At 63.9% G+C, this 22,639-nt stretch carries 5 protein-coding genes; 2 read left to right on the plus strand and 3 right to left on the minus strand.

Features of this window, described 5'->3' with window-relative positions:
* Nucleotides 1-125 precede the first annotated feature (125 nt).
* A complete protein-coding gene (gene rfaE1 / locus VOI22_RS13670; protein WP_323797010.1) occupies nt 126-1,601 on the minus strand; it encodes a D-glycero-beta-D-manno-heptose-7-phosphate kinase in 1,476 nt (491 codons plus the stop codon).
* Nucleotides 1,602-2,186 carry a D-sedoheptulose 7-phosphate isomerase gene (locus VOI22_RS13675; RefSeq protein ID WP_323797011.1) on the minus strand — a complete coding sequence of 195 codons (585 nt, stop codon included), beginning with the start codon at nt 2,184-2,186 and terminating at the stop codon, nt 1,602-1,604.
* A 383-nt stretch (nt 2,187-2,569) separates the two neighbouring features.
* On the opposite strand from VOI22_RS13675, the gene VOI22_RS13680 reads away from it, so the two are divergent.
* Nucleotides 2,570-18,484 (plus strand): calcium-binding protein, encoded by a 15,915-nt coding sequence (locus VOI22_RS13680; RefSeq protein ID WP_323797012.1) that lies wholly within the window; start codon nt 2,570-2,572, stop codon nt 18,482-18,484.
* Nucleotides 18,485-18,535: 51 nt separating this feature from the next.
* Here VOI22_RS13680 and VOI22_RS13685 read toward each other — a convergent pair whose 3' ends face one another.
* Nucleotides 18,536-19,207: a glutathione S-transferase family protein gene (locus VOI22_RS13685; protein ID WP_323797013.1), complete on the minus strand. Its 672-nt coding sequence runs from the start codon at nt 19,205-19,207 to the stop codon at nt 18,536-18,538.
* 398 nt (nt 19,208-19,605) lie between these two features.
* On the opposite strand from VOI22_RS13685, the gene VOI22_RS13690 reads away from it, so the two are divergent.
* The coding region (locus VOI22_RS13690; RefSeq protein WP_323797014.1) for a calcium-binding protein at nt 19,606-22,639 on the plus strand (3,034 nt) is incomplete at its 3' end.

Here is a 22,639-nt window from a genome sequence, read left to right on the forward strand (position 1 = left end):
TCCCTCTAGAATTCTTTTAGGCCTCCCCGATTTGGTTCCGGGCGGAACGGGGGAGTGCAATCAGGTTCGGTATTCTTGCCCCGATAGGGCAGGAACGCAACGGGGCCGATCAGGATACAACCAGATTACCGGCCCGCGTTCATCCGGGCGATGGTCGCCGTGGTGCTGTGGCCGTCCTCGAGCCCGGCCAGCACGACTTTTCCGCCATAGGATTGAACGAAATCGGCTCCGACCACGGTCTCGACCGTATAGTCGGCGCCTTTCACCAACACGTCGGGACGGATCATCTCGATCAGTTCCTGCGGCGTATCCTCGCTGAAAATCGCGATCCCATCCACCGACGCGAGGGACGCCAATACCGACGCGCGCGCGGCCTCCGACTGCACCGGGCGGGCCGGGCCTTTAAGGCGTGATACCGAGGCATCGCTGTTCAGGCCGACGATCAGGCGATCACACGCGGCCTTGGCCTGGCGCATCAGGGAAACGTGCCCTGGATGCAGCAGGTCGAAACAGCCATTCGTGAAGCCCACCTTGAGGCCCTGCTTGCGCCACTCTTCCGCCCGCTTGGCAATCATATCGGGCGACGCGACCTTGACCTCGCCCTGCAGCAGATCGTGAGCCCGGAATGCGGCCGCCAGTTCAGAGGCATAGGCCACTGCGGTACCCATCTTGCCAACCACAATCCCGGCAGCCGCATTCGCCAGCTCGATCCCCTCGGCGACGGGAATTCCGCGGCCAAGGGATGCCGCGAGCACCGCAACAACCGTATCGCCGGCGCCCGAAACATCGAAGACTTCCCGCGCCACCGCGTCGAAATGCAGCGGCTCCTCATCCGGGTTGCCGGACACATAGGTCATGCCGTCCTGGCTCCGGGTAACGAGCACAGCTCCGATCCCCGCGGTCTCGATGATGTGCCGCGCGGCCGCCACGATTTCATCGGTCGATCCGGCTGGCATACCGCTCGCTTCGGACAGCTCGCGCCTGTTCGGCGTGATGGCCGTTGCGCCGCGATAACGCGTGTAGTCCGTGCCTTTCGGATCGACAATGGTCGGGCGGCCCTTGTTCCGAGCCGCCGAAATCAGCGCTCCCAGAATGGAATCCGTCAGCAGCCCCTTGCCATAGTCCGACAGCACAAGCGCAGAAGAGTCTTCGAGATCGGCAACGGCCCGCGAGATCAGGTCTTCCTCGAGACCGGCATCAATCGCATGCACATTCTCCTGATCCGCGCGCAGCAATTGCTGCGCGCCGGCGACATACCGGGTCTTGATCGTCGTCTCACGCCCAGGAACCGTCAGCAGATGACTTTCAACGCCCGGCTCTTCCGCCACCAGACCGGTCAGCTCCCGTCCAGCCGCGTCGCGCCCGATCACGGAAATGAAACAGGCCTCCGCGCCAAGCGCGACCAGATTGCGGACCACGTTCCCGGCACCGCCAAGCATCGCTGTCTCGCGCTCGATCCGCAGAACCGGGACCGGCGCTTCCGGCGAGATCCGGTCGACCGCCCCGTAGACAAACCGGTCGAGCATGGCATCGCCGACACAGAGAAGGCGAACCCCGGAGAGGGACTCGACTTTGGCGGAGAGGTCGGAATCGCGCGTCATTTATGCCTCCACGAGGCCAAGCTGGATTTCAATAGCGCCGCAAAGCGCCTGACCGATGGTGATGTGCATTTCCTGGATTCTCGCCGCCGCGTCGTGCGGCACCATAATCAGAGGGTCCGCGAGGCCGACCATGTCTCCACCAGTCCGCCCTGCGAGGCCGGCAGCAACAAGCCCCTTTTCCCGCGCCATCCTGAGACCCTCGATGACATTCGGCGAGCGCCCGGAAGTCGAGATGCCAATGGCGACGTCACCCGGTCGGCCAAGCGCTTCGATTTGCCTGGAGAAGAGTTTGTCAAACCCGAGATCGTTGCCCGCCGCAGTCAGCGCCGACCCGTCGGTGGTCAGAGCGATGGCTGAGATGGCCGGGCGATCCTTGATGTATCGGATTGTAAGTTCGGTCGCGAGATGCTGGGCATCGGATGCACTGCCACCATTTCCGAAGAACAGGATCTTGCCCCCTCCCCGGAGCGAAGAAACACAGCTCTCGGTCAGGGATGCGAACGGACCCGCCAGGCTCGCCCGTACTGCTTCGGCCACTTTCAGATGCTCGCTCAACTCGCTGTCGAAATAGGCGGTCAGGTCCATGCTGTCTCGAACTCCGGCTCTGCAGATTACGCCCATTCCAGCCGGATAAAGTACGCGGCATATAGGCAGGATCAGTCCGCGCCACCCAATTCTCGACGACGGCGCGGATGTGTTATCCCAAATGCCGCTTTCCGCATCAAGCAAACCTCTGATTCGATATATCGAAAAGAATTAGATGGCTTTTTATGCAGTTTTTCTTCATAGTTATCAACGTATCCCTAAAATATTGTGATACAAGCATTAATGTCGCAGAATGAGACACAAAAATGTATGCAGAATGCGCACCCTACTACGACGCTGTTCGTAATTTTTTCATCTTTTCATGCGATAAATTGCGGTTCGGTGGAACCGACACCCAACATCTGCTCTCCGCGAGAGATTAAATGGCTGAGCTGAACGGAACGAACGGAAACGACAGGTTGAATGGTACCGCAGCTGCGGACACCATCAACGGGGGCGCGGGTGCGGACACCATTGATGGTGGCGCCGGAGCGGACTCGCTCATCGGCGGTACCGGTGATGATCTTCTGCTTGGCAGCGCTGGCGCGGATTCGTCAGTCAACGAGCTGGCATATGACGATACGCTGGACGGTGGCGCGGGCAACGACACCCTGCGCGCTGGTGGCGGTAACGACACCTACGAGTTCCGGATCGGCGGCGGCCGGGACGAAATTCTCGACGAATATCACATCTATCCGAAGAATCCGCTTGGCGGCCTGCAGCCGGTCCAGCAGGTGGATGGCGGTTTCGACACGCTGCGCTTCGGCTCGGGACTATCAGCCGACGATCTCTGGATCACGGTAAGCGGCGGCGATCTTTACGTCGCAATTAAACAGCCGGGCGTCGATCTGTTCGATTCCGATGATCTGGTGGTGATCCAGGGCTGGGCCGACACGGATACCCGGATCGAGCAGTTCGAATTCGACGATGGAACGATCTGGACGTCGGCCGACATTCTGGAAAACATCTCCGGCTCCAACGGCGACGACACAATCGACTGGAACACCAGCGAGGAAATCACAGTCTCGTCCGGAGACGGTGACGACTCGGTCAACTCGGGTTCCGGGTCTGATTCAATCGACGGCGGAGTCGGCTCCGACACCGTGAATGCCGGCGCTGGCAGTGACGCCGTTTTCGGCGACGAGGGGGGCGACCTCCTCTTTGGCGAAGATGGCGACGATACACTCGGCGGCGGCTCTGGCGACGATACCATCGATGGCGGTGACGGCGACGACAGTATCGACGGTGGTGACGGTGACGACTTGCTGCGCGGCTCCGGCGGTGAGCGCGGCAACGTCAATGAGGAAGCAGGAAACGACACCCTGAGCGGTGGCGCCGGGGCGGATACCCTGCGTGGCGGTGGCGGTGACGATGTCTACCGCTATGGTGTCGGTGACGGTCAGGATCAAATCCACGACGAATATATCAACACCCAGATGGCGCCGGGCGGGCAAGTCGTCCTCTTTACCCGCGACCAGTTTGCCGGCAATGACGTTCTCTCCTTCGAGGACGGGATTACCGCAAGCGACATCTGGATCGATCTGGTCGGCGACGATCTGATCGTCGGCATTCGAGACGGTGTGTCGGACATTCTCGATCTGGATGACCAGATCACCATCATCGACTGGCGTGACTCGCTGAACCGCATCGAGACTTTCGAATTCGGTGACGGCAGCCAGATGGATGTTACCGATATCCTGCAGAACATTTCCGGCAGTGCCGGAGACGATGCGCTGACGTGGAGCGGCACTGACAATACCGAAATGGACGGTGCCGGCGGCAACGATTTCCTCTCAGCTGCGGGAGGCAACGATACGCTTTCCGGTGGCGATGGCGACGACACCATCCGCCTCGGCAACGGCAGAAATCTGGGCGACGGCGGTGATGGCGCGGACTCGATCTACGGCGGAACCGGCAAGGACACGATCAGCGGCGGCGGCGGAGACGACTTTATCGACGGTGGCGCCGGTGAAGATGTCCTTATGGGCAACGATGGCAATGATACCATTCGCGGCAGCGCCGGCCAGCGCGGCACGATCAACGAAGCGGCCGCAAGCGACACTCTCTCCGGCGGCGCGGGCGACGACGAGTTGCGCGGCGGCGGCGGTAACGACAGCTACGTCTACCGCGCCGGCGAAGGCCGCGACACAATCCTCGACGAATATGTCTTCACAGGCCAGTCCCCTCTCGGCGCGGTTTACTCACCAATCGATAAAAATGGCGGTGAGGCAGACAGCCTGCAGCTTGTAGGCGACGATATCCTTCAGAACACCACCTTCTCGCTCGATGGCTCAACGCTGAATGTTTCCATCTGGCAGCCCGGTGCGGCAAGCTTGGACGATTACGACGATCTCGTTCAGATCCAGCGTTGGACGGAGGATTTCCGCCGCGTCGAAGGGTTTGAGTTTACCGACGATGGCGTGACCATCACCGACGACCAGCTGATGGATGTGTTCGGCTCCATCACCAATGGCAACGATGTCATCGATGCCGATTTCATCGGCCTCGGTTTCAATGCGGGCGCTGGTGACGATCAGGTCAATGGCAGCGCCTATGCGGACCGGTTCGAGGGCGGCGCCGGTGACGACACACTGTCGGGCGCAGGCGGAAACGACGTGTTGCTTGGCGGCGACGGCAACGACAGCCTCGTTGGCGGTTCCGGCGATGATTTGCTCGAGGGCGGCGCAGGCAGCGATACACTGGTCGGCGGTTCCGGCGCGGACACTTTCTCGGGCACGCCCGACTCTTTCAACGGCGATCTGATCGCCGATTATGACGATCAGGACGTTCTGCGCTTCGACGATACGTTATTCTCTGAAAGCGCGGTTACGCTCACGCCCGAAAACGGCCAGACCACCGTTGAGATCGATACAGATGGCGACGGCGCACCGAATGTGACCTTCACAGTCAATGGCGAATTCCTTGGCGCCCAGGTCACCCAGAACGGCGGCAACACCGAGCTGAAATTCAGCACGGACTCCCTTGACGATACGCTCTCCGGAACGGCCGATGACGATACGCTGAACGGCGGTGCCGGCAGCGACGATATTTCCGGCGGTGACGGCGACGATTTCCTGATCGGTGGGGACGGCAACGACACCATGGATGGCGAGGGCGGCAACGATACGCTGCTTGGCGGTCTCGGCAACGACAGCCTCGACGGCGGTGACGGCAATGACAGCGTAGTCGCCGATGCCGGCAACGACACGATCGACGGCGGCGCCGGAAATGACGTTCTCGAAGGCGGCGATGGTGCGGATACAGTCAGCGGTGGCGCTGGTGACGACACGCTGGACGGCGGTGCGGACGACGATCTTGTCGTTGGCGGTTCGGGCGACGATGTGCTCGACGGCGGCAGCGGTGACGACACCGTGCTCGGCGGCGAAGGCAATGACAGCGCCGAGGGTGGTTCCGGCGAAGACACTGTGCTTGGCGGCGCGGGCGACGATACGCTCGATGGCGGCGACGGAAACGATCTGGTCGATGGCGGCGCGGGCGACGACAGCCTTGACGGCGGCGCGGGCGACGACACGGTTCTCGGCAATACGGGTCAGGATACGCTCAACGGCGGTGACGGTAATGACAGCGTTGATGGCGGCGCCGATAACGACATTGCCTTTGGCGGCGCGGGTAACGACACCGTGCTTGGCGGAGATGGCGACGACACCCTTGATGGTGGCGACGGAAACGATCTGGTCGATGGCGGTACGGGCAACGACACGGTAACCGGCGGCGCTGGTGACGACACGGTTCTCGGCGGTGACGGCGAGGATACGCTCGGCGGCGGCGACGGTAACGACAGTCTTGATGGCGGCGCGGATAACGACACGCTGACGGCTGGCGCCGGAGACGACACATTGATCGGCGGCAGCGGCGACGACGTTGCCGAAGGCGGATCTGGCGACGACAGTCTGGATGGCGGCAGCGGCGATGACAGCCTGTCCGGCGATGCGGGCAACGATACGCTTGAGGGCGGTAGCGGAAACGACAGTCTTGTCGGCGGTAGCGACGACGATCTGCTGATCGGCGGCGCGGGCGACGATACGCTCAGCGGCGAAGCTGGCAACGACACGCTCTTTGGTGACGGCGTCGAAGACACCGTGATCGGCAACGACTGGGATGAATTCAACGAAGACGAAGGCAGTGTTTCCGGCTCCGACGGCGGCGATATCGTCTCTGGATCCGATGGGGGCGACAGCGTCTCCGGCTCTGACGGCGGCGACAGTGTCTCCGGCTCCGACGGCGGCGACAGTGTCTCCGGCTCCGACGGCGGCGACAGCGTCTCCGGCTCTGACGGCGGCGACAGTGCCTCCGGCTCCGACGGCGGCGACAGCGTCTCTGGCTCCAACGGCGGCGACAGTGTATCCGGCTCCGATGGCGGCGACAGCGTCTCCGGCTCCGACGGCGGCGACAGCGTCTCTGGCTCCGACGGCGGCGACAGCGTCTCCGGCTCCGACGGCGGCGACAGTATTTCCGGCTCTGACGGCGGCGACAGTGTCTCCGGCTCCGATGGCGGCGACAGCGTCTCCGGCTCCAACGGCGGCGACAGCGTCTCCGGGTCCGATGGTGGCGACAGTGTCTCCGGGTCCGATGGCGGCGACAGTGTATCCGGCTCCGATGGCGGCGACAGCGTCTCCGGCTCCAACGGCGGCGACAGCGTCTCCGGGTCCGATGGTGGCGACAGTGTCTCCGGGTCCGATGGCGGCGACAGTGTATCCGGCTCCGACGGCGGCGACAGCGTCTCCGGCTCCGATGGTGGCGACAGTGTCTCCGGCTCCGATGGTGGCGACAGTGTCTCCGGCTCCGATGGTGGCGACAGTGTCTCCGGCTCCGATGGCGGCGACAGCGTCTCCGGCTCCGATGGTGGCGACAGTGTCTCCGGCTCCGATGGTGGCGACAGTGTCTCCGGGTCCGATGGCGGCGACAGCGTTTCCGGAGCTGACGGCGATGACACGGTAGTTGGTGAAGACACAAGCGACGGCGGGTTCGACGAAGATGATTTCACGGTCACCGGCGGCACCGGTGACGACACAATTTCCGGCGATGGCGGCGACGATACGCTGAGCGGCGGTGACAGCGACGATGTGTTGATCGGCGACGACACGACAGGCGGCGGAAGTGTCGCAGCCAGCGGCAACGATCTTCTCGACGGCGGCGCCGGTAATGACATCGCCTTTGGCGGTGCAGGCGACGACACCATCGACGGCGGCACCGGCGACGACACATTGGTCGGCGGTATTGGCAACGATTCCGTGATTGGCGGCGACGGCGACGACCTGATGCTTGGCGAAGAAGGCGAAGACACCCTTCTTGGCGGCGCGGGCAGCGATACGCTGGTTGGCGGCGACGGCAATGATCTGGTCGATGGCGGTGACGACAGCGACTTGCTGTTCGGCAGCGCCGGTGACGATACGGTCGATGGCGGCGCGGGTGACGATACGGTCCTCGGCGGCACCGGCGACGATGTGGTCCGGGGCGGCGCTGGCAGCGACCTTCTTTATGGTGGCGACGGCGTGGACACTTTCTCGGGCACGGCGGCCGAGCTCAACGGCGATATCATCGCCGACTATGATCAGGATGGCGGCGACGCGATTCAGGTCGACGGCGTGATTCTGAGTGCCGACGCCTTCTCGTTCGAATCTGCTGACGGCAAGACCACTGTTTCTGTCGACACCACGGGCAACGGAACAGCGGACACGACCTTCACTGTCCTCGGCGATTACAGCTCCGTCACGACGAGCGAAGTCGATGGCAACACCCGCCTTCTCTTTGGCAACGACACCATCTCCGGTGGCGACGGAAACGACACCGTCTCTGGTGGCGACGGAAACGACACTGTCTCCGGTGGCGACGGAAACGACACTGTCTCCGGTGGCGACGGAAACGACACTGTCTCCGGTGGCGACGGAAACGACACCGTCTCCGGTGGCGACGGAAACGACACTGTCTCCGGTGGCGACGGAAACGACACCGTCTCTGGTGGCGACGGAAACGACACCGTCTCTGGTGGCGACGGAAACGACACCGTCTCTGGTGGCGACGGAAACGACACCGTCTCCGGTGGCGACGGAAACGACACCGTCTCCGGCGGCGACGGAAACGACACTGTCTCCGGCGGCGACGGCAACGACACTGTCTCCGGCGGCGACGGAAACGACACCGTCTCCGGTGGCGACGGCAACGACACTGTCTCCGGTGGCGACGGAAACGACACTGTCTCCGGCGGCGACGGAAACGACACTGTCTCCGGCGGCGACGGAAACGACACTGTCTCCGGCGGCGACGGAAACGACACTGTCTCCGGCGGCGACGGAAACGACACTGTCTCTGGTGGCGACGGCAACGACACCGTTTCCGGTGGCGACGGAAACGACACCGTCTCTGGTGGCGACGGAAACGACACCGTCTCTGGTGGCGACGGAAACGACACTGTCTCCGGTGGCGACGGCAACGACACCGTTTCCGGTGGCGACGGCAATGACACCGTCACAGGCGGCGCAACGCCGGGCGATGACAGCCTCGTCGGCACGGACGGCGACGACACGATCACCGGTCTGGCAGGCGACGACACCATCGACGGCCTCGCGGGCGACGATCTGATCGACGGCATGGACGGCGACGACACGGTCACCGGCGGCGCCGGGAACGACACCGCGCTCGGCGGCGACGGCGACGACACACTCGATGGCGGCGATGGCGACGACTCGCTTGATGGCGGCGCCGGAAATGACTCTCTTGAAGGTGGCGCAGGCAATGACAGCCTGACCGGTGGCGACGGCAGCGATGCGCCCGTGACCGAAACCGGCCGCATCGACGGTAGCAACTTCACCTCAACCGACAGCGGATTCCGCATCACCGCGACCCGCTCCCTGGAAAACGGCGACCGCAGCGAGCCGAGCGTCGATCATGTGACCTCGAGCTCGGAAGGTCTCGGTGTTGACGGCGCAACCGGTGGGCCGTCAGGCCAGCTCGGTTACGATCCGGGTCTCGGCTTCTCCGAAGAGCTGATTGTCGAGTTCGATAATCTCGGCACCGGTGCGACCGTCGAGATCGCGCGCCTGTTCGGCAATGAAGGCAATGGCGGCGAACAGGGTCACTGGACGGCCTATCGCGACGGCGAGGTTGTCGGCGAAAGCGACTTCACCTCCGACAGCGGTGGTTCGGCCACTCTGACCATCGATGTATCCGGCGGCTTCGACAAGCTGGTCTTCACCGCGACCGATTATGCAGACGGCCCGAATGGCGGCAGCGATGCCAGCGACTATCTGGTCAAGAGCATCGAATTCACGACCGAAACCACCGCATCCGGCAGCGACGACACCCTGATTGGCGGCGCGGGCGATGACGTGCTCGACGGCGGCGCGGGTGCCGACAGCCTGGATGGTGGCGCAGATAACGATCTGATCTCTGCCGGCGATGGAGATGACACAGCCCTCGGCGGCGATGGCGACGACACCATTGATGGCGGTGACGGCAACGATCTGGTCGACGGCATGGACGGCGACGACACGGTCACCGGCGGCGCCGGGGATGACACCGTGCTTGGCGGCGCGGGCGAAGACACGCTCGGCGGCGGCACTGGCGATGACAGTCTCGATGGCGGCGACGGAAACGACATCCTGACTGCTGGCGAGGGTAGCGATACTCTGGCTGGCGGCAGCGGTGACGATCTTGCCGAAGGCGGCGCTGGCGACGACCAGGTCTCGGGCGGCACAGGCGACGATACGCTCAGCGGCGGCGACGGTGCGGACAGCCTCGATGGCGGATCCGGCGACGACCTTCTCGAAGGCGGCGCAGGTTCCGATACGCTCACCGGTGGCGACGGTGCAGACAGCTTTGTCGGCGATGTCGCGGACCTGAACGGCGACCTCATTTCCGACTACGACGCGGACGAAGGCGATCTCGTCATCGCCAATGCCGAATTCGGCGACGATGCGGTCAGCCTGACCGTCGATAACGGCACCACGACCGTCTCCATCGACTCGACCGGCGACGGCAACGCTGACGCGACCTTCACGGTTAATGGCGAGTACCATTCGGTCAGCACCACCACCGAAAACGGCGCGACCTCGATCTCCTTCTCGCCGGATGTCACGGCGACACCGGGCGACGACAGCCTCCTGGGCACCGATGGTGACGACACGATCTCCGGTCTTGCCGGCAATGACACCATCGATGGCGGCGACGGCAACGATCTGGTCGACGGCATGGATGGCGACGACACGGTCACCGGCGGCGCGGGCGACGACACGGTTCTCGGCGGCGCGGGTGAAGACACCCTGGGCGGCGGCCTCGGTAATGACATCCTTGATGGCGGTGCGGACAACGACACCCTGACCGCGGGCGAAGGCGCAGACACCCTCAGTGGCGGTGCCGGCGATGACAACCTTGATGGCGGAGACGGCGACGACCTTCTTGAAGGCGGCGCAGGGTCCGACATTCTCGCTGGCGGCTCCGGCGCGGACAGTTTCGTTGGCGATGTCGCGGACCTGAACGGCGACCTTATTGCCGACTACGACGCGGATGAAGGTGATCTGGTCATCGCCAATGCCGAATTCGGCGACGATGCAGTCACGCTGGATTATGCGAACGGCCAGACCACGGTCTCCATCGACGCGGGCGGCGAGAACGCAACCTTCACGGTCAATGGCGAGTACCACTCGGTCACCACATCGACCGACAACGGCGCGACCTCGATTTCTTTCTCGCCGGACGTCACGGCGTCCGAAGGCGATGACAGCCTGACGGGGACCAGCGGCGACGACACCATCTCCGGCCTCGGCGGCGACGACACCATCAATGGCGGGGACGGCAACGACCTGCTCGACGGCGGCGACGGCAACGACACGGTCACCGGCGGCAACGGGGACGATACCGTGCTCGGCGGCGCGGGCGACGATACGCTCGGCGGCGGCCTCGGCGACGACAGCCTCGATGGCGGCAGCGGGAACGACACGCTGACGGCCGGCCAGGGCAATGACACGCTGGACGGTGGCGACGGCAATGATCTCGTCGACGGCGGGCTTGGCGACGACACGCTCACCGGCGGTGCAGGCGACGACACCGTGCTCGGTGGCGAGGGTAACGACACCCTTGGCGGCGGCACCGGCAATGACAGTCTCGACGGTCATACCGGCGACGACATCCTGACGGCCGGTGCAGGCGACGACACCCTCAGCGGCGGCGACGGGAATGATTTCCTCGATGGCGGCGCGGACAACGACAGTCTCGACGGCCATACCGGCAACGACACCCTGTCGGCCGGTGCGGGTGATGACACCCTGAGCGGCGGCGATGGCAATGATGTGCTTGATGGCGGCGACGGCGATGACAGCCTCGACGGCCATACGGGTAACGACAGCCTTGCGGCAGGTGCGGGCGACGACACTGTTGCTGCCGGTGACGGCGACGACACGCTGGACGGCGGCGACGGCAATGATGTTCTCGACGGCGGCACCGGTAATGACGCGCTGGACGGCGGCGCTGGCGACGACAGCCTGGTCGCAGGCAATGGCGCGGACACGCTCGACGGCGGCGACGGAAACGACACGCTCGATGGCGGCGAAGGTTCGGACAGTCTTGCGGGCGGTGCCGGCAGTGACGAGCTTTCCGGCGGCATCGGCGACGATGTGCTGGACGGCAGTGACGACGATGATCTGCTTGAGGGCGGCGCGGGCGCGGACACGCTTGCCGGCGGCGCTGGCGCGGACAGCTTCGTCGGCTCCCTCACCGATCTGAACGGCGACAACATCACCGACTACAATCCGGAAGACGGCGATCTTGTTATTGCCAATGCCGAATTCGATGACGCTGCAGTGACCCTGACGGTTGCAAACGGCGAAACCACCGTTGTGATCGATACGAATGGTGACGGCAGCGCCGAAGCCACTTTCACCATGGCCGGCGAGTTCAACTCGGTCAGTACGGTGACGGAGGATGGCGCGACCTCCCTCTCCTTCTCGCCGGACGTCACGGCGTCCGAAGGCGATGACAGCCTCGTCGGCACGGACGGCGACGATACGCTCACAGGCCTCGGCGGTGATGACACAATCGATGGCGGTGACGGCAACGATCTGGTCGATGGCGGCGACGGAAACGACACAGTCACCGGCGGCGCGGGCGACGACACCGTGCTTGGAGGCGCAGGCGAGGATACGCTTGGCGGCGGCACCGGTAACGATAGCCTCGACGGCGGCACCGGTAACGACATTCTGACCGCAGGCGATGGCGACGACACCTTGGTCGGCGGCGACGGCAACGACGTGGCCGAAGGCGGCGCGGGCAATGACACCCTGTTCGGCGGCGATGGCAGCGATGCGCTTTCCGGCGATGCTGGGGATGACCGTCTCGACGGCGGTGCTGGCGACGACACGCTGATCGGTGGCGAAGGCTCCGACACGCTTTCCGGCGGCGCCGGACGGGACAGCCTGAATGGCGGCGAAGGCGGCGACCTCTATGAATGGAGCGTCGACTCGAACAGCAACATCCGCCACCTGCAGACCGGCGATCCGGAAAACCCGACCTCGGTCGGCGATGCGGAGACTTTCGACCCGACCAATCCGGGCCATGCCCAGTACGACAATTACAAGGATGACGGCGATACCGGCATCGACACGCTGACCGGTACCGACGGCAACGACAATATCGCCCTCGATTTCGGCGGGGAGCGACTGCAGGGCATCGAAGTCATCGATGGCGGTGCAGGCGACGATGTGCTCGATCTCGCCAGCAGCCGGTACGGCTATGACGACGCCACGCTGATCGGCGGCGACGGAAACGACGTGCTCTGGGGCAACCAGGGCGAGGATTATCTCGACGGCGGGGCCGACAATGACTGGCTGGCCGGCAATTCCGGCGACGACACGGCCGACGGCGGCGCGGGCGACGACAGGCTCGACGGCAACAGCGGCAACGACAGCCTGCTCGGCGGCGATGGCGCGGACACGCTCAACGGCGGCAGCGATGCCGACACGCTCGATGGCGGTGACGGTGAGGATCTGCTCGAAGGCGGCAGCGGCGACGACAATCTTGAAGGTGGTGACGGCAACGACACGCTTAACGGCGGTACCGGCGCGGACACGCTGCGCGGCGGCGAGGGCGAAGACCTCTTCAAAGGCAGCGCCGCTGATCTGAACGGCGACACACTGGCGGATTATACCGGCGGCGAGATCGTCTCCGTCACCAATGCCACGTTCGGCGCGGACGCCGTGACCCTGACGGTCGATAACGGCCAGACCACGGTCGCGATTGACAGCACCGGCAGCGGCAGCGCGGACACCACCTTCACGATCGACGGTGAATATCGCGGCGTCATTGCCAGCGACGGCAGCGGCAGCACGGACCTCGTCTTCACCGAGGAAGTGCAGGGCCGGGTGATTATCGGCACGCCGAACCGTGACGACATCACCGGAACCGAGGGCGATGACACGATCAGCGCGCTCTCCGACAACGATACGGTTTACGGCGGCGAAGGCGACGACTTGGTCTCCGGCATGGACGGCAATGACCGGCTTTACGGTGAAGCTGGCGATGACAGCCTCAGCGGCGGCAACGGCTACGACCACCTGTCAGGCGGCGAAGGTAACGACCTTCTGGATGGTGGCGCAGACAGCGATCTTCTGGATGGCGGTGAAGGCGATGACAGCCTCGATGGCGGCGCCGGTAACGACTATCTGAGCGGTGGTGACGGCAACGATCTGGTCGATGGCGGCGACGGACGAGACTATATCGTCGGCGGTGACGGTAACGACACGCTTTACGGCGGCGCGGACTACGACCGGATCACCGGCGGTGACGGCGACGATCTGATAGACAGTGGCGCCGATTCCGACCATGTCAGCGGCGGTGCCGGGAATGACACCGTCTACGGTCGCGACGGAAACGACAAGATCAGTGGCCAGGACGGCGACGACAGTATTGAAGGCGGCGACGGCAAGGATACCCTGGTCGGTAATGCCGGTGACGACACTCTCGACGGCGGCGCAGGCCGTGACAAATTGCAGGGCGGCGACGGCAACGACGTCCTGAACGGCGGTGCGGATCGTGACAGTCTGTCCGGACAGGATGGCGACGACTCGATCATCGGCGGCGACGGTAACGATTACCTTGTCGGGGGCGACGGCAACGACACGGTCGATGCCGGTGCGGACGATGATTATGTGCTTGCCGGCGACGGTGACGACAATGTCGACGGCGGCGACGGCGACGACTATCTGCGCGGCAATGACGGCGACGACACGATGTCCGGCGGCGCGGGCAATGACAGCATTTCCGGCGATGACGGCGACGATGTTCTCGATGGCGGCGCTGGAGACGACACGGTCACCGGCGGCGATGGAAATGACATCGTTTTCGGCGGCGACGGCGAAGATACCCTCGGCGGCGGACGCGGCGATGACAGTCTCGACGGTGGTGACGGCAACGACACCCTGACGGCCGGCAGCGGCAACGACGTGCTGGTCGGCGGCGCGGGCGACGACGTCCTGGAAGGCGAATCCGGCAGCGACACGCTCTCCGGCGGTGCCGGCGCGGACCGGTTCTACGGCGAACTCTCGGATCTCAACGGCGATGTCATCGAGGATTACAGTGCTGAAGACGGCGACGTCGTGGTTGTCGACAGCAGTATCGACGCGGACGACATCACCCTGACGGTCGCCGACGGCAGGACCACGGTCTCCATCGACACCAACCATAACGGCCATGCCGAAGCGACCTTTGTCCTGAATAGCGCCTTCACCGCGGTCGAAGCGGACAGCCATCACGGCAAGACCACGCTCTCCTTCACCCCGGCAGAGCCGGACGAGAACAGCGCCACCGAAGGCGACGACAGCCTGCTCGGCACCAGCGCGGACGACACCATTGACGGGCTCGCCGGCAACGACACGATCGATGGCGGCGACGGTAACGATCTGGTCTCCGGCGGCGCGGGCAATGACACGGTCACTGGCGGTGCGGGCGACGATACCGTGCTCGGCAATTCCGGTGACGATACGCTCGGCGGCGGGACGGGTAACGACAGCCTCGATGGCGGCACGGGCGACGATACGCTGACTGCCGGCGAAGGCAGCGACACTCTTGTCGGTAGCTTCGGCAGCGACCGTCTTGAAGGCGGTGCTGGCAGCGACACGCTCTACGGCGACGGCGGCAGCGCCTCCGACGTCGAGACGGCAACCGTCCGCATCGATTCCTCGAATTTCAGCGAGACCGGCAGCGGCTTCACGGTCACCGCGACCCGCGCGCTTTCGAACGGCAGCCAGAGCGACGCCAGCGTCGACAACATCGTCATCGAGCGGGATGCGCTCGGTGTCGAAGGCACGATGACAACGGGCGGCATTCCCAATCAGCTCGGTTATGACCCGGCCCTCGGCTTCTCCGAGGAACTGATCGTCGATTTCGACAACACCGCCAGCGGCGCCAGCGTTGATGTCCTGCGGTTGTTCTCCAGTGAGGGGAATGGCGGCGAGCAGGGCCACTGGGCGGCCTATCGGGACGGCGAACTTGTCGGCGAGGACGATTTCACGGCCCCGAGCGGCGACCAGACCACGGTCACCATCGATGTGGATGGCGGCTTCGACAGGCTTGTCTTCTCGGCGACCGATTATGCGGGCGGCGATGACGGCAACGCCCATGACAGCAGCGATTATCTGATCCGCAGCATCGAGGTCACCACCGATCCGAGCCTGTCGGCGGCGGCGGACGACACCCTGATCGGCGATGCCGGTGACGATGTCATCTATGGCCAGCAGGGCAATGACGTGCTCGACGGCGGCGACGGCAACGACCTGCTTGAAGGCGGCGACGGTAACGACACCCTGATCGGCGGCAACGCCGAAACGTCCGAAGAGCTTGGCCCCGAGTTGATCGTCAATGGCGATTTCGAGAATCTCCCGGGCAACCTGACCCACGGCAACTGGGGCACCTTCACGGCCATCGACGGCTGGACCGCGGAAGACCTGACCCCGACCAGCGGCGGCACCGCGCCGATCGAGATCCAGCAAGGTGTCGTGGGAGGCGCGCCGCAACAGCCGGACGACTGGGCCGACGACAACCATGTCGCCGAACTCGACAGCCACCCGGAAAACGGCGGTACCTCCGGCGACACGAATGTGCTGATGGCGCAGACTGTAAATGTCGCGGAAGACGGCGAGTTCCGCTTCAGCTTCGACTTCGCAGCACGCCAGCTCGGAAATCAGGTCTCGGAAACCAGCGAACTGACCGTCTGGGTGGACGGCCAGAAGGTACTGGAGATCGACGACGCGGCCCGGGAATGGACGCACCAGACCCTTTCCGTCAGCCTGACGGCGGGCGCCCATGTCATTGCCTTCAGCGGCGGCGACGCGGACGGCACATCGGACCAGTACGGCGCCTTGATCGACAATGTCTCGCTGCGGCAAATCGCTGAAGCGAGCCTGAACGACACACTCATCGGCGGCGCGGGCGACGACGTGATTTCCGGCGGCACCGGCGCGGACAGCCTGGTGGGCGGCGCCGGCAACGATGTCTTCCGCGGCACGGCTGCGGAGCTCGAAGGCGACCAGATCGGCGACTACCAGGCAGGTGATTCAATCGTCCTCACCGGTCTCGAGCTCGCGGACGGCGATGTCAGTCTGATTGCGGATGGGGCGAACACGCGGGTCTGGGTCGACACCGATAATGACGGCGTGCCGGACACCTCCTTCCTGCTGGTCGGCAGTTTCGACAGCGTCACTGTTTCCAGCGACGGCGACAGCACTCTCACTTTTGCTGCCGGCCCCGGCGAGGAAGAAGACGAGGCCATCTACGGCACCGAAGGCGACGATTCCCTCGGTGGAACCGAGAACGACGATGTGCTGGACGGGCTGGGCGGTAACGACACGTTGAACGGCCTGGCCGGAGACGATGTGGTCTATGGCGGCGACGGCGACGACCGGGTCAGCGGCGGCGACGGCAGCGACACCCTTTACGGCGGCGCCGGTTCGGACAGTCTGTATGCCGATGCGGACGATGCCGTGATCGATGGCGGCGACGGCTACGATCAGGCCTTCATTAACATCCGCCAGGCGCGCGACGGCGCCGACTTCCAGAATGTCGAGCAGATCAATCTGACCGCGAACGCATCGTGGGAATCCGGCTGGTCCCTGCTGACCTCCACCGATATCGACGGTGACGGCGACGAGGACATGATCTGGCGTAACGACAACAGCGGCCGGGTCACGGCCTGGGCCATGGAAGGCTCCGTGGTTGTCGAGCGCAGCAGCCTGGGGACCCTGGACAATAACTGGTCGGTCGAGGCGATCGAGGACTTCAACGGCGACGGAACCAACGATCTGCTGATCCGGAACAGCGCCACCGACGCGGTCTCGGTCTGGGAGATCGACGGAACGGCCGAGCCGACCAAGGGTTTCTCCGGCTTCCTCGGGAATAACTGGGACATCCTTGGCACCGGTGATTTCGACGGCGACGGCAAGGAAGACTTCATTGCCCGGAACGACAATGGCGGAGCGGCCTCGGTCTGGCGCATGGATGGCTCCACCCCGCTCGAGAAGAGCTATGCGGGCACCATCGGCGCGGACTGGGATCTGGAATCGGTCGCTGACTTCAATGGCGACGGTAAGGACGATCTGCTGCTGCGTAACAGCAATACCGGCACCGTCTCTGTCTGGGAAATGGACGGCGGCACGGCCTCGAACAAGAGCTATGCCGGCATCCTGAACTCAGACTGGGATGTCGAGCACGTCTCCGACATGAATGGCGACGGCAAGGACGATCTGGTCTTGCGCAATACCGCAGACGGCTCCGTCTCTGTCTGGGAAATGAACGGCGGCATTGCCTCGAACAAAGGCTATGTCGGCACCCTCAGCTCCGACTGGTCGGTCGAGGGCTTCGCGGACTTCAACGGCGACGGCACGAACGACATGCTGATCCGCAACGACAATGGCGCGGTCTCCGTCTGGGAGATGGATGGAGCAACATTGCTCAATGCCGGCTATGCAGGCGATATGACCTCCGACTGGACAGTGCGCGGCCTCGCCGATTTCAACGGCGATGGCAAAGCGGACATCCTGGCCGAAAATACCTCGACCGGTGCAGTCACTGTCTGGGAGATGGACGGCTCGACGGCGACCAACAAGGGCTTCGTGAAATCGCTTGGCGCAGGCGAGAGCATTACCGACATCGCCGACGTCAACGGCGACGGCAAGGCGGATATCCAGATTACATCCGCCGCCAACGACGGCGTCTCCTACTGGGAGATGGATGGCAGCGACCTGAAGAAAGTCGTGCAGGGCGGTCACTATTACATCGATACGCCGTTCATCTAGGATCCAGTACCCGGGGGCGATCACCGCCCCCGGTATTCCACCCGCCGATTACTACCCGGCCAGATGCATCGCCGGGTCGCGGACCGCATCGAAGCTCGGCCGGGCAGACACCTGGTCGTAATATCGGGCGAGGTTCGGCGAAAGCGCATCCTCCCCCGCCAGAAGTGCCCAGCGATGCACCCGGATGGTCATCGGGATATCGCCGTAGCTCCATCTGTCATCCGCGATATGTCCTGTCCGGGAAAGCTGGTCCTCGACAATGCTCCATGCCCGGGTGAGCGCCGCCCGTGCCGCTTCCGCGACCTGTGGCTCGCGCTGCTCTTCCGGCAGCCGGATGGTGTGTTTCACCAAAGTGTGCATCGGCGGGATAAGTTCGTTGTTCTCCCACATGATCCAGCGGCTTGCCGAGGCGAAGCGCTCTGTGTCGGAACCGTAGAACCTGTCCGGGTCATATTTCATGGCGAGATATTGCAGAATCGCATTCGATTCCCAGAGTACGAAGCCATCATCCAGGATTGTCGGGACCGTACCGTTCGGGTTCATTGCCCGATATTCAGCTGTATCCACCACGCCGAAAGCCTGATTGCCTTTCGCCACATGGCCGTGCGCGCCCATCGTTCCACTCGCCAGAACAAGTTCGTGCGGCAGCCCCAGTTCCGCCATCGCCAGCAGCACTTTCTGTGTCCGCGCGGATGTCGGCCGCCCCCAGATCTTGATACTCATACCCGCTTCGCTCCGCATATGTTCCCTCACGCAGGAAACAACCTAGCGCGTCGATGCTCACGCCGTCAGTGACGTTTAATGGTTTCGGCCAGCCCGTCCCTCTCAATTCAACCGGCTTGTGAATGAAGGCCTGGATCACACCTTACAAAATGAACGGTTGTGATGTTGTGGTGCAGCGACGGCTTATCGCACGCGAATTGCTCTGATTTTCTTTATGAAGATAACTATTTTTTAGGGCTTTTCAGATAAACTCCAAACTATGTCGCCTCCCAATAGGATGTATTTAGATAAATTTTTATTGAAATTATCTTCAAACATCTCTATTCAAGGTAACGTATGGTCAACAGAAGTCCCGGCCGGAGAAGCCTGCCGGTTTCGCCCGCGCTCTGGAGCAAAGAATGGCACGGCGCAAGTCGCATGATAGAGACAATCAGAGGTCTGGTTTGATTACCGGTGACAACGGCCGTGATGCCATCACCGGTTCGTCCGGCGACGACTCGATCTATGGCTATGGCGATCGCGACACGCTCTCTGGGGCCGGCGGCAATGACCAGCTATTTGGCGGCGACGGCGACGACTATCTCGTCGGTGGAGACGGCGACGACATCCTCTACGGCGAGGACGATAAGGACACGCTGAGCGGCGGCAACGGCAACGACGCTCTCTATGGCGGCGACGGCAAAAACAGCCTCTTCGGAAATAACGGCGACGATTTTCTCCTGGGTGGAGACGATAAGGACACGCTGTCCGGCGGATCCGGCAACGACACACTCTCCGGCGGCGCCGGGAACGATGCGCTGCGCGACGATAGCGGAAACAACTATTTCGACGGCGGTGCCGGCAAGGACAGCATCACAGGCGGTCAGGGCAGCGACACCATCCTCGGCGGCGCTGATGACGATCAGATCATCGGCGGAGCGGGCAATGACAGCATCGATGCCGGTGATGGTAACGACACAGTCTCCGGCGATTACAATAACGACACCATCCTGGGCGGCGCAGGCGACGACAAGCTCTATGGTCGCGGCGGCAACGACAGCATCGACGGTGGCGCTGGCAACGACCTGATCTCCGGTGGCTGGTCGAACGACACGCTGTCCGGCGGCGATAGCGACGACACAATCTCCGGGTTGGGCGGTAACGACAGTATCGACGGCGGTGCCGGCGATGACAGCATCAAGGGCGAGTCCGGCAACGACACGATTTCCGGCGGTGACGGTGATGATACCATCTCCGGCAAAGGCGGCAGCGACAGCATCGATGGCGGTGCCGGTAACGACTATATCCGCGGCGACTATGGCAGCGAGACACTTCTTGGCGGAGCCGGTGAAGACACAATATCCGGTGACGGCGGCAACGACCTTATCGATGGCGGCGACGATGCCGACCTGATCATCGCCTCCTCTGGCAGCGACACACTTTCTGGCGGCGCCGGCGATGACACAATATCCGGCGGCGGCGGCAGCGATGTCTTCTACGGGGGCGATGGTGCGGATTCCATTCTCGCGGGCGATGGCAGCGACAACATCGACGGCGGTGCCGGAAACGATGTTCTCAGCGGGGCATCGGGCGACGACACAATTTCTGGCGGCCTCGGCGAGGACACGATTGAGGGCGGCAGCGGCAACGACCTGTTCGCCGGTTCGGCCGCGGAACTGGACGGCGATCACTTCACGGATCTGGCATTCGGCGAGACCATTCGTCTGACGGACTCCGGTATCTCTGCCGATGCCGTGACGATGTCCAGCGCGGACGGCGTCACCACGGTCACCATCGATACGGATGGCAACGGCACAGCCGATGTTACCTTCACGCTCGACGGCAGCTTCGGGGGCGTCACCGCAACCAAATCCGAGGGCGGAACCAACCTGCAATTCTCCGCCGGTCCGCTCTCCGGCACTGCCGGCGACGATGTGCTCTCCGGCACCGGCGACGCGGATGTCATATCCGGCCTGGCCGGAAACGACACGCTCTCCGGTAGAGGCGGCGATGACAGCCTTGATGGCGGCGACGGCAACGATCTGATCAGGGCGGCAAGCGGCAACGACACGCTCGACGGCGGCAACGGCGACGACACGCTTTCCGGCGGCGGCGGCAATGACAGCATCGACGGCGGCGACGGTAACGACGAGATCAAGGCAGCCTCCGGCAACGATTCGATTTCAGCGGGCGCAGGTGACGACACGCTCTCCGGCGGTGGTGGCAATGACAGCATCGACGGCGGCGACGGAAACGACCTGATCAAGGCCGGCAGCGGCGACGATACGATTTCGGCCGGCGACGGCGACGACACCATCTCCAGCGGCGGCGGCAGCGACAGCGTCGACGGCGGCGCCGGCAATGATTCCATCCGCGGCGCCTACGGCAGCGAGACCCTCAGCGGCGGCGACGGCGACGAAACCATCTCCGGCGACGGCGGCAACGACCTGATCGATGGCGGCGCTGATGACGACCTGATCATCGCCTCCTCCGGCAATGACACCCTGTCCGGCGGCAGCGGAGACGACACCGTCGTCGGCGGCGGCGGCAGCGATAGCATCGACGGCGGCGCCGGAAATGACCGGTTAACCGGCGATTACGGCAACGACACATTCGACGGCGGGGCCGGCGAGGACACCATCTCCGGGGCCGGCGGTTCGGATCTGGTCGGGGGCGGCGACGGCGCCGATTCGCTCCTCGGCGGCGATGGCAGCGATACCCTTTATGGCGACGCAGGCAACGACACGCTCGAAGGCGGGGCTGCCGGCGACACAATCTATGGCGGTTCCGGCAACGATCTGTTCAGCGGCACCGGCGCCGAGATCAACGGCGACCATTTCGCCGATCTGGAAGCCGGCGAGACCGTCCGCATCACCGGCACCAGCTTCAGCGCCGACAAGGTCACCCTGAGCACCGAGAACGGCATCACCACCGTTGGCATCGATGCCAACGGCGACGGCTGGCCGGAAATCAGCTTCACCCTGGAAGGCAGCTTCAGCGAGGTCGCCCTGAGCGATGACGGCGGCGCCACCAGCCTGACCTTCGCGACCGGCCCGCTCACCGGCTCGGCCGGCGACGACAGCCTGACCGGCACCACAGAGGCAGACACAATCTCCGCCGTTGCCGGCAACGACACCCTCGACGGTCTCGCAGGCGACGACGTGCTGGACGGTGGCGCGGGCAATGACGAGATCACCGGCGGTGCCGGGAACGATGTTCTCGACGGCGGTGCGGGCGACGACACGATTGACGCAACCGCCGGCACAGACACGGTCAATGCCGGCGACGGCGCGGACGCGATCTATGCCGGTGATTCTGGCGTCGTGGACGGCGGTGCCGGGAACGACACGCTTTATGTCGACACGCGCTCGGACCTGGACGGCCTCACTGTCTCGAACATCGAAGACATCGTCATCGCCGACGAGCAAGCGACCGAAGGTGACGATGCCATCA

The sequence above is a fragment of the Nisaea sp. genome, assembly GCF_034670185.1.
In the GTDB taxonomy this organism is placed as follows: Bacteria; Pseudomonadota; Alphaproteobacteria; order Thalassobaculales; family Thalassobaculaceae; genus Nisaea.

Bases quoted from the DNA above. Each gene is read 5' to 3' on its own strand.
- rfaE1 (WP_323797010.1), bottom strand. From the start codon at position 1,601: ATGACGCGCGATTCCGACCTCTCCGCCAAAGTCGAGTCCCTCTCCGGG.
- VOI22_RS13675 (WP_323797011.1), bottom strand. From the start codon at position 2,186: ATGGACCTGACCGCCTATTTCGACAGCGAGTTGAGCGAGCATCTGAAA.
- VOI22_RS13680 (WP_323797012.1), top strand. From the start codon at position 2,570: ATGGCTGAGCTGAACGGAACGAACGGAAACGACAGGTTGAATGGTACC.
- VOI22_RS13685 (WP_323797013.1), bottom strand. From the start codon at position 19,207: ATGAGTATCAAGATCTGGGGGCGGCCGACATCCGCGCGGACACAGAAA.